The following is a 13,675-nucleotide window of genomic DNA, read 5'->3' on the forward strand; positions in this document are numbered from 1 at the left end:
TTATGCGGAGTTGATGAAGATGCGTCAAGTTGATGTTCTAATAATTGGAGCTAATCAAGCAGGACTAGCAATGGGTTACCAAATAAAAACGACAAACAAATCCTATGCCATTATCGGAAAAGAAAGCAGAATTGGTGACGTATGGAGAAACCGATACGATTCCTTGCTCCTATTTACGCCGCGATGGTTTAGTTCCTTGCCTGGGTTTGCTTTGGATGGTGACCAAAAAGGTTATGCGAACAAGGATGAAATTGCGGACTATCTAGAGAAATATGCTGCTCTTTTTGAGCTTCCTGTGCATCTTCAAACTGAGGTCCTCTCTTTAGAGAAGGTAAACAACTTATTTAAAGTTGTAACGAATAAAGATGAATATTGGGCCAAAAAAGTGATCGTTTCAACTGGTCCTTTTCAAAAGCCTGCCATTCCAAAAATATCTTCGGTTCTTTCCGACCATGTGTATTAAGTACATACTTCTCACTATCTCAATCCTTTGCAATTAAAACCCGGGTCTGTTCTTGTGGTCGGCGCGGGTAATTCGGGTGCGCAGATTGCAGTCGAATTGTCTAAGGATAGAGATGTTTACTTATCCATAGGCCATAAAATGAAGTTCTTTCCGCTCCAAGCTCTCGACAGAAGCATTTTTTGGTGGTTTGACATACTGGGAATTTTAAAATCTACTATTTCTTATGAAGCAGCGCGTATACGAAATGAAAAAGGCCGCGGTTTACGCGAAGCTAGTGCAGATGAATAAATAAGTGAAAAAATACAAAGTACCAAACACTTTGACGAGCTCATTCTGCTGTTTCGAGATTACTCCAGACATTTGATCCTCCTTGTTCCATTGTTCTTTATTGTCCGATTATAGTCCATATCTGTTTGTTAATTAAGAGGTAGTGAGAGGATTAGGCAAACATCTGAGAGGAAAGGGATAACATTTGCTTTGAGAATTTACATCCTGACCCTTAGCAGTAATTTAGTCGTTACTTGTCACAAAGATGTACGCGAATCACGATATCCTGATCATGATTGCCGAATCCGGAACCATATAGCGTTAATCCCCCTATGTTAACGGCATCTTCGTCAACCGTGAAACGAAGCGTCCAGAACGGTTCTCGTAGCTTGATCTCCGATACGGTCACGTCTGACATACGCTCTCCATCTATAAACGTTCCTGTGGCGTCAATACGGATCGTCTTTAAAAGTCCGTATTGGTTCACATTTCTATGCCACCACTCCGGCGTAAATCTTCCACGCGCAGCTCTTCCGAAGTCAGCCGGGCTTGTCCAGGTACCAAGGGAAATGCCGTTAAAATCGAACCGGATATCCGATGGCCAATGATCCCTCAAGCCTGGTGCTTCAGAAGCTATTTCCATTGAAATTTCGATAGCGTCAGCGGTTTGATCGAAAAGCAAATAGTTAGGTGTCTTGTACTCCACGTAGCCTTTCCCGAACCAAAGGATGGCGGCATGAACCCGCTCGGGATCGAGAAAGTAGCGCGGGTCGTCCCAAATTCCGATTTCTTTCTCACGCGTTCCAAGCCCGCAGGTAGGATGGATTTCAAAAGCGGTATAATGCCCCACCGATATCGTCTGCTCTCTGATCCTTGCGTTCCGGCTGGCGGTTGGCAACTCGATCTCGATGTTTTTTTCTTTGAGGAAACACAATTTATGCGTCCCTCCATTTAGGCGTATTCTACGGCTTCCGATCAATTCAGCTTGCTCGAGTTTTCGTATGTGCATGGTGACAATGGAGGGACTAAGTTCTAACGCAGCCGCAATGTCCTTGACATTCATTTCCCTGTCGGCAATTAAGTCCATAATTCTCCATCTGACCTCGCTTGCAAGCGCTTCGTATAAAGGCATGAATTGGAGTTCCCCGTTCGCTTTGATCATAATCACATTCTCCTAACCACAACTTTTAAAATCACATATCTATTAATTTAATGAATTTAACCTAATCATTCAACCCTAATCCATTGCAAGTTTTTGTACGATAGTGTTAAATTTCCTTATTAGCTCATCATATTGAATTCTTATATTTATGAATTTTAAAATTAGAGGTGGATCAATGAAATACAATAATCCGATCATCAAAGGATTCTATCCGGATCCAAGCATCTGCAAGGCGAATGGCACCTATTATTTGGTTTGCAGTTCCTTTCAGTATTTCCCGGGCGTCCCTATTTTTGAAAGCAAGGATTTAATTAATTGGACTCAAATCGGGCATTGCCTAACCCGTAAAAGCCAGATTCAGTTGGATAATGTAAATAGTTCCGGCGGCGTGTTCGCTCCTACTATTCGGTACTATAACAGGCGGTTCTATATGACCACGACCAACGACACCACTCGTCAGAATTTCTATTTATGGACCGACGATATATACGGGGAATGGTCCGATCCGATCTATGTAGACCAAGGGGGAATCGATCCGGATTTGTATTTTGAAGACGGGAAGACTTTCTTTATGAGCAACGGGACAGACGATAACGGTGTTGGCGGAATCGTACAGTGTGAAATTGACATAGAAACAGGTCGCAAACTGACTCCGAGCCGTTCGGTATGGCAAGGATCAGGCGGACGTTATTTGGAAAGCCCTCATTTGTATAAAATAAATGGACGTTATTACCTGTTGGCGGCTGAAGGCGGAACCGAATATGGCCATATGGTCACCTATGCGCGGGGCGGTTCCCCTTCTGGCCCGTTCGAAGCCTATCCGCAGAATCCCGTACTGACAAATCGAAATTTGGGCGGCTACGAGCTGCAGGGGGTTGGTCATGGCGACCTGATTCAGGATGACAAAGGAAATTGGTGGTTCTTTCATTTGGGATTCCGTCAAATTGGACAATGGCTTACCTACCATCACCTTGGCCGCGAAGTATTCCTTACGCCGGTTACCTTTGACGAGGAAGGTTGGTTTACGGCAGGACTTAATGGCACTACGCTAACGAGTTTCGAGACCGATCGCATCTCCGACATGGTGATTCAGCAGGAGAAGAAGATTTATACATTCGAGAACACGGATTGGAACTTGGACTGGTGTTATCTTCGTCATCCTGCTACGGATAATTATAGGTTGGAACAAAGCAAAGTAACGATGAAAGGAACCGAGGTGACGCTCGATGTTCCGGCGTCCCCAACCTTTATCGGCATACGCCAAATTGACTTTGGCGCAACGATCGTTTGCGATGTAAGCCTTACTAGCGGAGAGGCTGGCATCACGCTCTATATGGATGAACATCACCATTATGATTTGGCTATCCGCAAAGAGGAGAACGGGTATAAAGTTATCGAGCGCCTTGCTATTGGCGATATCCGATCTATCGAAAATATAGTGGATCTGGGAAGCGCTAACCATGCCACACTGGTTATCAGAGCTAACCATGAACGATACAGCTTCCATACTTATGTAGATGGCGAGAATATCTTCTTGGGCTCGGCACAAACGAAATACCTCTCTTCGGAAGTTGCCGGGGGCTTTACAGGCGTAATCATTGGTTTATATGCCTATGGTGATGATTCTTTGGCCGAGTTTTCTAATTTTAAGTGCGAGTATGTTTGAAAGCTAAACCTTTAGATTTCGTGAAATAAGTATTAGACTGAAAATCGAAAATGCAATATTCATAAAAGAGAATAATGTACAGATCGAATCCTGGTTATTCAGGCACATTTTGTTGAGTTATTAAAATTAGCACCAAGATTAGATTCTTGGTGCTAATTTATGATTTCAATATTTATCGGGGAAAATTCCGATTTATGCACTTAAGTGAACTTAGCCCAGTTGTTACTTGATTTTCTAGCATATTTTTTGCAGTAACAAAGACGCTATTGCAATCTTGTGGAGGCCGACATCACATCTATCGCCCTCTATTACGCTCAAAATTGCATCTAGCACTTACTGTATCCGCAGTTCGCGCATTGCTTGCAGCCCTCAATATTTATAAGCGAAGCTGAGCCGCAGGAAGGGCATAAATCCCTTGACGAGCCTTCGACTGCTTGGTAACTCTTGCTCTCTGCCTTCGCGAGAATGACATCCTCAGCAGCGGCAGATTGTTCCTCTCCGCTATCCATATGCAGCTCTAACGATTTGGCAACGGCATCGGCAATGGACTCTACCCGATTAGCTCCAAACCCGATCGCTCCCGAACCGCCGATTCCCTTCAAATGTTTAATCAGCAGCTTCACTTTATTGCCGTGATCGCCGTACCGCAGAAACAATGAACAGACGCGGCCCAATGCTTCAGCCATTGCAAATACGTCCGAGCCCGCTTTGCCCACGTTCAAAAATATTTCGCCCGGAGTTCCATTCAGGTCATTAATCGTGATATAGGCCATGCCAAATGGCGTGTTGACCTTATAGGTCGCACCTCGAAGCACCTGCGGTCTTCGCTTATATTGTTTATCGACCACCTGCTCCGACTGAATCGCCGGGACTGCCGCTTCTACCAAATCAGCGTCAAAATAATCTTGGCTTTCCACAGCCGGCGGCGACAAAGCTTCTGCTTGTCGTTCATCCGCCGTTTCCTCGGCTTTAACCTCCAGTCCCTCATTCTTCTTCGTTGAAAGCACCTGTACATCCCTGCTTCCATCACGGTAAATAGTTACCCCTTTACACCCCAGCTCAAATGCCAGCTCGTACAGCCGCCCTGTTTCTTCTATCGTAAAGTCCGCAGGGCAATTCGCCGTTTTGGAGATCGAGCTGTCTACCCAGCGCTGGATCGTTGCCTGCACCCGGATATGATCCTCGGCGGATAAGCTCATCGATGTTACGAAATAGTCGGGCAGCTCCTCGCCTGGATGCGATTCTTTCCATGCCGCCGCGATCGGAACATCCTGTTTGTCATACCCCAAACGGCTTTGACGATAATATTCAAATGCAAAATAAGGCTCAATGCCAGTCGAAGTTCCGACCATGGTCCCCGTGCTCCCGGTAGGCGCCTGCGTAATAACGGTCACATTGCGCATTCCCTTATCGGCAACAGCTTCTTCGATCTCCGGGAATTGTTCAATCATATGCTTCATAAAACCGCTTTTTACATATTTATCTGCATCAAATGCTTGGAAGGATCCTTTCTCAGCAGCAATTTCCGTCGATGCCAAATAGGATTCACGAGCCATAAACGCATACAGCTTATCCAAAAAAACCAAGGATTCCGCGCTTCCATAGCGAATGCCCAGCTTAATCATAAGCTCCGCCAGCCCCATCGTCCCGAGCCCAATGCGCCGCTCCAGCTTTTGATTGCGTTCATTTTCTTCAAAATGATAGGGGGTCTTGTCGATCACATTATCCAGAAACCGTACCGACCACCTCGTCACCTTGCCTAACTCCTCCCATGCGACGTCATTCTTCTCTTCATCGTAAAATTTAGATAAGTTCACTGCCGATAAGTTGCATACTCCCCAGCCCGGCAAGCCTTGTTCCCCGCATGGATTCGTGCTAATAATCGGATTAAAATACCAGCTGTTCGACATTTGGTTGTAATATTCCATGAAAACAACGCCAGGCTCGGCGGATTTCCAAGCGGATTCAATGATGGCTTGCCAGATCTCGCGGGCGCGTACTGTTTTGTAAGATATAATTTTTTTGCCGAGCCGTTTCCACTCTTCCAGGTCGCCATTCCAAAGCTCGTCATAGCCTGCTTCCTTCGTATCCGGGAAAACAAGCTCCCAATCCAGATCGTCTTTCACCGCCTGCATGAATGCGTTGCTTAAGCAAACCGACAAATTAGCATTCGTAACTTGGCCCATCGTTTGCTTGACGGTGATGAATTCCAATACATCCGGATGCCAATCATTCAGCATAAGCATTAGCGCACCTCTACGGCTGCCGCCCTGCTCGATTAACCCCGTCGTATAGCTAAACAAACCTCCCCAGGATACTGCGCCGCTAGAGGAACCGTTTACCCCGGCTACGATAGCTCGCCGCGGACGAAGTGACGATAGGTTCATCCCTACCCCGCCGCCGCGGGCCATGATTTCCGTCATTTCCGATAGTGTCGTCATAATCCCGCCGCGGCTGTCCTTCGGCGATGGGATGACGTAGCAATTAAAGAGAGTCAGCTCTTCGCTGGCTCCAGCCCCCGCTGCAATTCGTCCGCCAGGAACCAGCTTCCAATCATCCAAAATATATCTGAACTTCTCCTGCCATTCCTGCTGCTTCCCCGGCTCAACCTCAACCGAGGCCATCGCACCCGCCAGCCGATCCCACATTTCCTCAGGCGTCTTCTCAATCGTAAGCGTCAGCTTCTCGATGCTAGATTTTACTTGCTCCCCGCTTCTAAGCTTTATCGTTACCGCATCGCCTTCACGCGCGATGATTTCCCCAACTTCTTTTACCGGGAACTTTGGGTCATCCTTGGTCAGAACGAGTACGATATCCCCTACTTTCGTTTTGCTTGTGTCCGCATTTTTCCAAGCGTAGCGGTCCAAAAATATTTTCTCGCTTAACCCCTCAAGCTTCTTTCCATTAGACGTCTTCATCGTAGCCTCTTCCTCCTTCGAACTACCGCGCTGCAAGCATATGTATAGTTATGATATGCATATAGCACAATATATTGTGTGATAAAACGATTATACTATACCACATATTGATTTTCAGGCTTGTATATGGCTGAAAATAACAATCCCAGCCGCTTACATGCCTGTTTTCATACTTTTTCTTGTCCATCCTCTTTTTTAACCAGCATCTTATTAATATTGGATGAAAAGGCAATACTGATTACAACTTATCCCTTTTACCGCGGAAGGAGCTGCACCAGATGACATTCCAGACAACGCCGCAGGCTGCCTCAGCCGAAGCGGGAAACGCGATCGCAACGCGTAAGCTTCATCCACTTGTCGACCTGCAATGTGACCGTTCTTGGTTTGAAGAGCTGCAAAACCGCACAACGCGGGGGGGCCCATGGGATGATTGGACGTTATATCAGCTCACGATGGAGGCAGAACAGGCAAAACGAATCGAAAGCTTCGAGCAGCTTCTGTGTCTGCGCTCGCTGCCATCCTTCGAGCCGATGCCGCATCAAATCAGCACGGCGCGCAAGGTGGTTCACGAAATGGGCGGACGCGCGATTCTTGCCGATGAGGTTGGCCTTGGCAAAACGATAGAAGCCGGGCTCGTACTCAAAGAATATATTGTTCGCGGTTTAGCGAAACGAGTTTTAATTCTCGTTCCTGCCTCGCTTGTTTTGCAATGGGTGCGCGAGCTTAACCAAAAGTTCGGCATTTCCGCCGTGGCCCAGAAAAAAGAGCATACCTGGGGCTATGATGTGGTAGTAGCTTCAATCGACACCGCTAAGAGAGAGCCGCACCGCGAGCTTGTACTCGGTACCGACTACGACCTCATCATTATTGACGAGGCTCATAAACTGAAAAACAAGAAAACGACGAACTATCAGTTCGCCAATCTATTGCGCAAAAAATACTGCTTGCTGCTGACGGCTACGCCGATTCAAAACGATATGGATGAGCTGTTCAACCTAATCACGCTGCTAAAGCCCGGACAGCTTGGCGGCTTAAGCGACTTTGCAGCTAATTTCGTCGTTGATAAGCGCGTGCCGAAAAATGAAGATCAGCTTCAGGAGGCGCTTTCCGGCGTGATGATCCGCAATCGCCGCGGTGATGGAGGCATCCATTTTACGAAACGTTTTGTCAAAAATATCCCGCTCACCTTATCCGAAGAAGAGAAAGCGCTCTATGACGCGGTGACCGGCTTTGTGAAGGAACGATACGACGAAAGCGGCGGGGATTTAACCAGCATGCTCTCCCTCGTTACACTGCAGCGCGAAGTCTGCAGCAGCCGGGATGCCGTTTTTTTGACACTCGTCAATCTGTTCAAGAAAACTTCCGAGGACTCTCCTATGCGTCCGAAAATCTGGGAGCTTGTGGAGAAAATTCGCAATATCAAAGCAAATACGAAAGCAGAAAAAGCGATGGAGCTTGTCAAAGAAATGGATGACAAGGTCATCATCTTCACGGAGTACCGGGCTACCCAAGAGTATCTGCTCCAATTTTTCCGCGCGCAAAACATGATCGCAGTACCTTACCGGGGCGGCATGAACCGCGGCAAAAAGGACTGGATGATGGATTTATTCCGCGGCCGCGCACAAATCTTGATCGCTACGGAAGCAGGCGGCGAAGGCATTAATCTTCAATTTTGCCACCATATGATTAACTTCGACCTGCCCTGGAATCCTATGAGAGTAGAACAGCGCATAGGTCGCGTGCACCGACTTGGACAAAAGGAAGACGTGAAAATTTACAATCTATGCACCATCGGCACCATCGAAGAGCATATCGTAAATCTATTGCATGAAAAAATTAATCTGTTCGAGCTGGTCATTGGAGAGCTTGATCATATTTTGGAACGCTTCGAGAAAGGGGACGGCTCCTTGGAGCAGCGGCTGGCCAAAATGCTGCTTGAATCAGGCAATGAGACGGATTTGAAGCAGAAAATCAATCATTTGGGCTCCTCGCTCAGTCGGATCCGAGAAGAGGTAAAGATTGGCGAAAACCCCCTTCCCGCCAGCCCCGATCTGCTCATTAATTTAGATACGCTCGGACAATCCGTGGAGGTGCAGCCTTGAACGAGAAACAGGTGCACAAATTCGTCAATCGATATTTAGAGGCGACAGAATGTTCCATTTTAGAAAAATCACCCAGCCACTTTACGGTCAAGCTCTCTCCTCTCGCCGACCGCGAGCTGACGAACCGCCCGTATTACTGGAGCTTCGTAGACCGGGTTAACGCCGAACCGGAGACGATGACCTTCTTGTTCGTGACGGACAAAAACAAATATGACGCTGCCGAGGAAACCAAAAAAGCCGAAGCGGCAGCCGTCCAGCAGAATACCGCGGAAGACGCACAAAATGCGGCAGCGAATGCCGCTCTTGGACGCTCACTCGGCTTCGTGCACGGCAATCTCGCCGCTCCTGCCCGGGTACCCCGCGAGGACTTGTTTTTTGGCGCCCGTAAGCTCGACATGCTGTTCGACGCGGCGAAATCGAAAGGTAGCTTCGTTTATTTATTTCAAGAGCCCGACAAACGAAGCAGCAATCCCTTTTCGTCCACCCCGTATACCGCGTGGCTCGGCGTCAATATGCGGGTTGAATTCGCATGCGACCGCAAACGCGAAGAAATCCATTGCTTCGGCGTTTCGCTGGCGACAGGACAATGCGTTGAGCAGTTTTATGACCGTTTGCTCACCCATAAACTTTCACCAAGGCTGCCCGCTAATATTCATATTACCAAGAACGGCATCACCTTCAACAAAGCGCTCGGCATCGTGGAGCAAGCGCTCGAACGCAAGCTTCGTACCTATGACTACAGCTGGGCTGAGAGTGCTTCCGCAAGACTTAAAGAGGAGCTTGAGCGAATAAGCGGTTATTATGAACCGCTAATTCACAATGCCCTAGAAGACAATAAGCCGGCCATCGAGGAGCAATTCGAGCAGCGGAAATCAGAAATAAAATGGCAATACGAGCCTCGGGTGACTGCTTCCGCCATTAACTGCGGCATCTTTCATCTGGAAGGCATCGACTGACATGGATTAGACGATTTCCGCAGCAATACGTCAAAAAAAGGCGGTCGAAAGACCGCCATTACGTGACAGGTTATAACAGCCTTCTCAAAGCATGTCCGATACAATAGCAAAGAGGTGATAAATGATGCGAAAAAAATTCATTAAACTGACAGCGGCATGTGTATTAACCGCTATTGTCCTATATTCTGGCAGTTTGCAATCACAGTCTGCATCCGCGCTTACGAATCCGTCAGCCATCTATGAGCCAGTGCAACAACAAGCCGAGCAATGGGCAGCGGAACTGGCGTCCCAGCCTTCATTCCATGCTTGGAAGCAAGCTTCGCTTGTCGTTTCCCCGATCGGGCCAGGCACGCATAGCTGGTTAGTGCTGGTTAAGCAAAATAAACTTACGGTCGGCTACCTCATCATCAACGCCGTAGAGTCTGGCGGTTACCAGCTCGGTGAGTATGGGACAAGCAGCAGCCCCCCATTTGATGAAGGCACGCTTTCCAAATCCGTCCGGCAGCTCGAACTGCTTCATCCCGCATCCAGCATCGAAGCTCTATACGTGAATCCTCTGCTCGCAGCCTGGAAGGTGGCATCGGAGAAGGAAACCTATTATACCGATGCTGCCAGCGGCGAAAGCCTTCCTATTGGGGAAAACGATTGGTTGGCTGCCGAATCACAAAAACCGGTTAATCTAGAGCGTATGCAAATCGGAGCCAATGCAGCACTTCTAAAGCAAGTGTCTTTGCCCTCATTTAATGCCTATGACAAGCTTCCATGGTTAACGGATAGGCCGATATCATTAAACGCATCCTCTTATAATTCCCTATTTGCAAAAATAAACAACAAAGAACAGCTCCGATATACCGCTGAGCTGTTCGATGGCCAAATGCTGTATGTTTGGTCCGTAGTCGGATATAACAAATGGGACAGCGGCCAGCTCTATGTCGCTCTTGAAGCTGGCGAGGATGGTTTAGACCGGCGTTACATCCCGGTCTCGCTGCTTATCGAGCTTGGCCGTTTTTACCGTTGACGCTGCGCGCGTCCCCGCCACCAAAGCATAATGCTCATCGGCCCCCAACCGAACCACCGCGTCAGCCAAGGCTCTCTCCGCGCTTTGGCTGACGTTCTTGATTGTTTTCTCTCTTCCCTCGGTGTTTCCATATAAGTCACGAATTTCTCCGTCACGAACTTCACGTACTCATCGCCTTTTGCCATTTGAATGCTCCCCCTCAGCTCCGTATGAAATGATAAATTCAGTTTGCCCTGCAGCGATCGAATGTAAACATGCATGAGTTATCCATCAAAAAGACAATCTAACCGTATGTCAAAGTGATCTGGAGGAGTTACTTGCATGTTCCGTAAAATAATTATGAGCTTTCTCGCATTATGGCTCGCTGCGGTAAGCCAACCGATCAGCGCTTTTGCATGGCCTTTAATTCCTGCAGGCTCCAAGCAGGATTGGGCGCTGCCGACTACCGTCGTCATTATTGACGCCGGTCACGGTGGCATTGACGGAGGGGCTTCGGCAGCCGAAATTTTGGAGAAAGACATTAATTTAGCAGTAGCCCGGAAGCTGTATTTTATATTACGAAGCCAAAACATCCCCGCTGTGCTAAACCGCACGGGTGATTATGCTTTGAGCGATGATAACCGCTGGCATATTACACGCTCCAGGCATCGCAAGGATTTGTCGCAGCGGCGGCAGCTTACCCAGGAAATTGACAGTGAACTGCTCGTAAGCCTGCATGTGAATTGGTCGAAAAAAAGCTCGGAGAAAGGCCCACTCGTGCTGCATCAGAATAGCGGAGAAAGCTCCTTGCTTGCATTTTGCATTCAAGATGCGCTGAACCGACAGCAAAATACGTCCTTCCTCCCGAGAGAAGGAAAGCCGTTTTATTTGCTCAAACGCATTGAGGAGCCTGCCGTCATCGTCGAAATGGGTTTTATCAGCAGCGAACATGACCGTACGATGCTGACTGACTCCAAGCGCCAAATGGAGGTTGCCGAGGCGATTGCATCAGGAATTAGGCAGTATAAGTGGATCATTCACTAACCCGCCGCTAATTAAGTCGGTCAGCTTAACAAAGCGTACGTTTGGCTGCATGACGGGTATGGATTGCTGGAGGACCGATGCCGTGAACTTCCCTGGCGGTCCGACATGTCCGATCGTAATGCAGCTCTCGTGCGACTCAAGATGCTTGCGAAGAACGCTGATTTGCTTTGAGATATGCTGTACGGTATACACATCATCCAGGAACACATCGTTGGAAACAATCGGAACGCCGAGCTCCGCTGCGATTTTTGGCACTACCGTCTTATAGGTTGTTCGGCTATCGAGAAAAAAGAGTCCCCGTTCCTTGCATACGCCAAGCACGATGCGCATCATCCTCTCGTCGGCTGTCACCTTCGAGCCCATATGATTATTCATGCCGATGGCATGAGGCACATCATCTATGGCTGCCTCAACCCGTTTCCGCACCTCTTCATCGCTGAGATCTGTCGTTAAGGCGCCTGGACCCAGCCATCTCTTAAGCCCCTTTTTCGGCTCCATTGGCATATGAACAATGACATCATGCCCATGTTTATGCGCTTCCTCTGCGTCTTGCTTAGTCGTCGGCATAAACGGCATAATCGCTGCCGTAATTTTAATCGGAAGCTTCATCATTTCCGCTGTTCCGTTCATGCCATTTCCGAAATCATCAATAACCACAGCGACCGTTCGCCGTTCTTCGTTGACTCCCGCGGCAGGTACTCGGATTGCCGCATTTTCCGCAGAAACTGCATAAGTGCCCGGATCTCCAACCGCCATTATTATGCCAATAAATACAACAGCAGCCGTTCTCCTTAAGGGGAAGCATCTCTTATTATATATAGCCAATCTTGATCTTCCTTCTAATTCGTTACGCTGTCTGCTCATTGCCGCACACGCCTCTCATCTTTTAGGATTAGTGTTTGTGTACAAGCTGGAAAATATGCTGAAACTTACAGCGTATAAAAAAAGAAGCCTTTGCGGGGCCTCTAGGTCTAATCATTTTAATCCATTCGTCTTGCTTAGGACATCCTGTGTAATTTGCTCAAGCGTGATGCTCGCCAGCTGGTTTTCCATCGCCTTCTGCGCTTCATTAAAGGCGGTTTCAAGAGAAGATTGAATATGGCGGCCAACCGTACATGCCGGATTCGGTTTCTCATGAATGGCAAAAAGCTCATCTGACCCATTGTTGTGCACAGCATTATAGATATCAAAAAGCGTAATCTCGCCTGCCGGCCTTGTTATAACGGCACCCGCTATGCCTGCGCTTGTTGCTACAAGACCCGCTTTATTCAATGAACCTATAATTCTCCGAATGACGACAGGATTAGTATTCACGCTGCCAGCGATAATGTCTGATGTCAATCTTGCTGCCTTACTCGTCTCGAGTAACGTCATAATATGAACCGCTACCGCAAACCTATTGCTAGTCAACGCAATCACCGCCTGTCTTGATTTCCCTTTTCCGTTACGTCCATCATGTAAGCATTATAGTTACATGCTGTTGGAATTGTCAATCTCAGTTGCTGCTGTCTGCGCCGGACAAATCCGGGGAAAAAGTTACTTTTCCGCCTGTTAATGAGGCAACTCTTGCCAAAGAATGGACATCATACCCAAGCTCGATCAGCTTATTCCTTCCTGGCTGGAAAGCCTTCTCGATTACGATACCGATACCAGCGACGGAAGCACCCGCTTGCTCTGCAATACGAGCTAATCCTAACGCCGCATCGCCATTTGCGAGAAAGTCATCGATAATCAACACACGGTCCTTCGCTTCCAAAAACTTGCGCGACACCGTGACCTCACTCTCTTCCTGCTTCGTGAAGGAGTATATTTTTTCCGTGTACAAATCATCCTTAAGCGTTAAAGACTTACGCTTTCGCGCGAATAGGAGAGGCACATTCATTTCCAGCGCGGTCATGACTGCAGGCGCGATCCCCGACGATTCCAGCGTGATCACCTTCGTGATCCCTTTTCCTTCAAAGAACGCGGCAAAGGCTTGGCCCATGCTGTACATTAGCTGCGGATCAACTTGATGATTTAGAAAGGAATCTACCTTCAGGACCTGTTCATTTAATACAATGCCTTCCTCTAAAATCTTTTGTTCTAATTGCTTCACAGCAG

Annotated in this window: 11 protein-coding genes and 1 pseudogene; 6 read left to right on the forward strand and 6 right to left on the reverse strand. The window is 47.8% G+C overall.

Annotation, left to right across the window (positions count from 1 at the left end):
- Positions 1 to 19: 19 nt before the first annotated feature.
- Positions 20 to 685 (forward strand): annotated as a pseudogene (locus MRBLPE1_RS03015) (flavin-containing monooxygenase); the annotation flags it as partial.
- Between the two features lie 295 nt (positions 686 to 980).
- On the opposite strand, the gene MRBLPE1_RS03020 reads toward MRBLPE1_RS03015, so the two are convergent.
- A complete protein-coding gene (locus MRBLPE1_RS03020) occupies positions 981 to 1,892 on the reverse strand; it encodes an ArsR/SmtB family transcription factor (protein ID WP_364141348.1) in 912 nt (303 codons plus the stop codon).
- A gap of 175 nt (positions 1,893 to 2,067) precedes the next feature.
- Here MRBLPE1_RS03020 and MRBLPE1_RS03025 point away from each other — a divergent pair, with 175 nt between their 5' ends.
- A complete protein-coding gene (locus MRBLPE1_RS03025) occupies positions 2,068 to 3,558 on the forward strand; it encodes a glycoside hydrolase family 43 protein (RefSeq protein WP_364141350.1) in 1,491 nt (496 codons plus the stop codon).
- A 326-nt stretch (positions 3,559 to 3,884) separates the two neighbouring features.
- Here the strand turns inward: MRBLPE1_RS03025 and MRBLPE1_RS03030 are convergent, their stop codons facing one another.
- Entirely contained in the window at positions 3,885 to 6,476 is a 2,592-nt protein-coding gene (locus MRBLPE1_RS03030) for an adenosylcobalamin-dependent ribonucleoside-diphosphate reductase (protein ID WP_364141353.1), read from the reverse strand.
- A gap of 278 nt (positions 6,477 to 6,754) precedes the next feature.
- Here MRBLPE1_RS03030 and MRBLPE1_RS03035 point away from each other — a divergent pair, with 278 nt between their 5' ends.
- The 3 genes from MRBLPE1_RS03035 (at position 6,755) to MRBLPE1_RS03045 (ending at position 10,552) form a co-directional block, all read left to right on the forward strand.
- Positions 6,755 to 8,578, forward strand: coding sequence for a DEAD/DEAH box helicase (locus MRBLPE1_RS03035; RefSeq protein ID WP_364141356.1), 1,824 nt, complete (start codon positions 6,755 to 6,757; stop codon positions 8,576 to 8,578).
- On the forward strand, positions 8,575 to 9,534 hold the full coding sequence (locus MRBLPE1_RS03040) for a YqhG family protein (protein ID WP_364141357.1): 960 nt from the start codon (positions 8,575 to 8,577) through the stop codon (positions 9,532 to 9,534). Before MRBLPE1_RS03035 ends, MRBLPE1_RS03040 begins: the two co-directional genes overlap by 4 nt.
- A gap of 121 nt (positions 9,535 to 9,655) precedes the next feature.
- Positions 9,656 to 10,552, forward strand: a complete 897-nt coding sequence (locus MRBLPE1_RS03045; RefSeq protein WP_364141359.1) for a hypothetical protein — start codon at positions 9,656 to 9,658, stop codon at positions 10,550 to 10,552.
- On the opposite strand, the gene MRBLPE1_RS03050 is transcribed toward MRBLPE1_RS03045, so the two are convergent.
- Positions 10,543 to 10,737 carry a YqzE family protein gene (locus tag MRBLPE1_RS03050; protein ID WP_364141362.1) on the reverse strand — a complete coding sequence of 65 codons (195 nt, stop codon included), beginning with the start codon at positions 10,735 to 10,737 and terminating at the stop codon, positions 10,543 to 10,545. The two genes, MRBLPE1_RS03045 and MRBLPE1_RS03050, sit on opposite strands and share 10 nt — an antisense overlap.
- A gap of 136 nt (positions 10,738 to 10,873) precedes the next feature.
- Here MRBLPE1_RS03050 and MRBLPE1_RS03055 point away from each other — a divergent pair, with 136 nt between their 5' ends.
- Complete coding sequence (locus MRBLPE1_RS03055) at positions 10,874 to 11,575, forward strand: N-acetylmuramoyl-L-alanine amidase family protein (protein ID WP_364141365.1); 702 nt, start codon at positions 10,874 to 10,876, stop codon at positions 11,573 to 11,575.
- Here the strand turns inward: MRBLPE1_RS03055 and MRBLPE1_RS03060 are convergent.
- The 3 genes from MRBLPE1_RS03060 to MRBLPE1_RS03070 all read right to left on the reverse strand — a co-directional run bounded on the left by MRBLPE1_RS03060 (position 11,540) and on the right by MRBLPE1_RS03070 (position 13,670).
- Entirely contained in the window at positions 11,540 to 12,331 is a 792-nt protein-coding gene (locus MRBLPE1_RS03060) for a divergent polysaccharide deacetylase family protein (RefSeq protein ID WP_414698843.1), read from the reverse strand. The genes MRBLPE1_RS03055 and MRBLPE1_RS03060 overlap by 36 nt on opposite strands.
- A 219-nt stretch (positions 12,332 to 12,550) precedes the next feature.
- Positions 12,551 to 12,985: an Rrf2 family transcriptional regulator gene (locus MRBLPE1_RS03065; protein ID WP_364141371.1), complete on the reverse strand. Its 435-nt coding sequence runs from the start codon at positions 12,983 to 12,985 to the stop codon at positions 12,551 to 12,553.
- An 85-nt stretch (positions 12,986 to 13,070) separates the two neighbouring features.
- Positions 13,071 to 13,670 carry a xanthine phosphoribosyltransferase gene (locus MRBLPE1_RS03070; protein WP_364141374.1) on the reverse strand — a complete coding sequence of 200 codons (600 nt, stop codon included), beginning with the start codon at positions 13,668 to 13,670 and terminating at the stop codon, positions 13,071 to 13,073.
- Positions 13,671 to 13,675: the final 5 nt, after the last annotated feature.

It is taken from the genome of Paenibacillus sp. LPE1-1-1.1 (assembly GCF_040676435.1).
Taxonomy (GTDB): Bacteria; Bacillota; Bacilli; order Paenibacillales; family Paenibacillaceae; genus Pristimantibacillus.

Bases quoted from the DNA above. Each gene is read 5' to 3' on its own strand.
- MRBLPE1_RS03050 (WP_364141362.1), bottom strand. From the start codon at position 10,737: ATGGCAAAAGGCGATGAGTACGTGAAGTTCGTGACGGAGAAATTCGTG.
- MRBLPE1_RS03055 (WP_364141365.1), top strand. From the start codon at position 10,874: ATGTTCCGTAAAATAATTATGAGCTTTCTCGCATTATGGCTCGCTGCG.
- MRBLPE1_RS03025 (WP_364141350.1), top strand. From the start codon at position 2,068: ATGAAATACAATAATCCGATCATCAAAGGATTCTATCCGGATCCAAGC.
- MRBLPE1_RS03035 (WP_364141356.1), top strand. From the start codon at position 6,755: ATGACATTCCAGACAACGCCGCAGGCTGCCTCAGCCGAAGCGGGAAAC.
- MRBLPE1_RS03060 (WP_414698843.1), bottom strand. From the start codon at position 12,331: ATGGCGGTTGGAGATCCGGGCACTTATGCAGTTTCTGCGGAAAATGCG.
- MRBLPE1_RS03020 (WP_364141348.1), bottom strand. From the start codon at position 1,892: ATGATCAAAGCGAACGGGGAACTCCAATTCATGCCTTTATACGAAGCG.
- MRBLPE1_RS03045 (WP_364141359.1), top strand. From the start codon at position 9,656: ATGATGCGAAAAAAATTCATTAAACTGACAGCGGCATGTGTATTAACC.
- MRBLPE1_RS03030 (WP_364141353.1), bottom strand. From the start codon at position 6,476: ATGAAGACGTCTAATGGAAAGAAGCTTGAGGGGTTAAGCGAGAAAATA.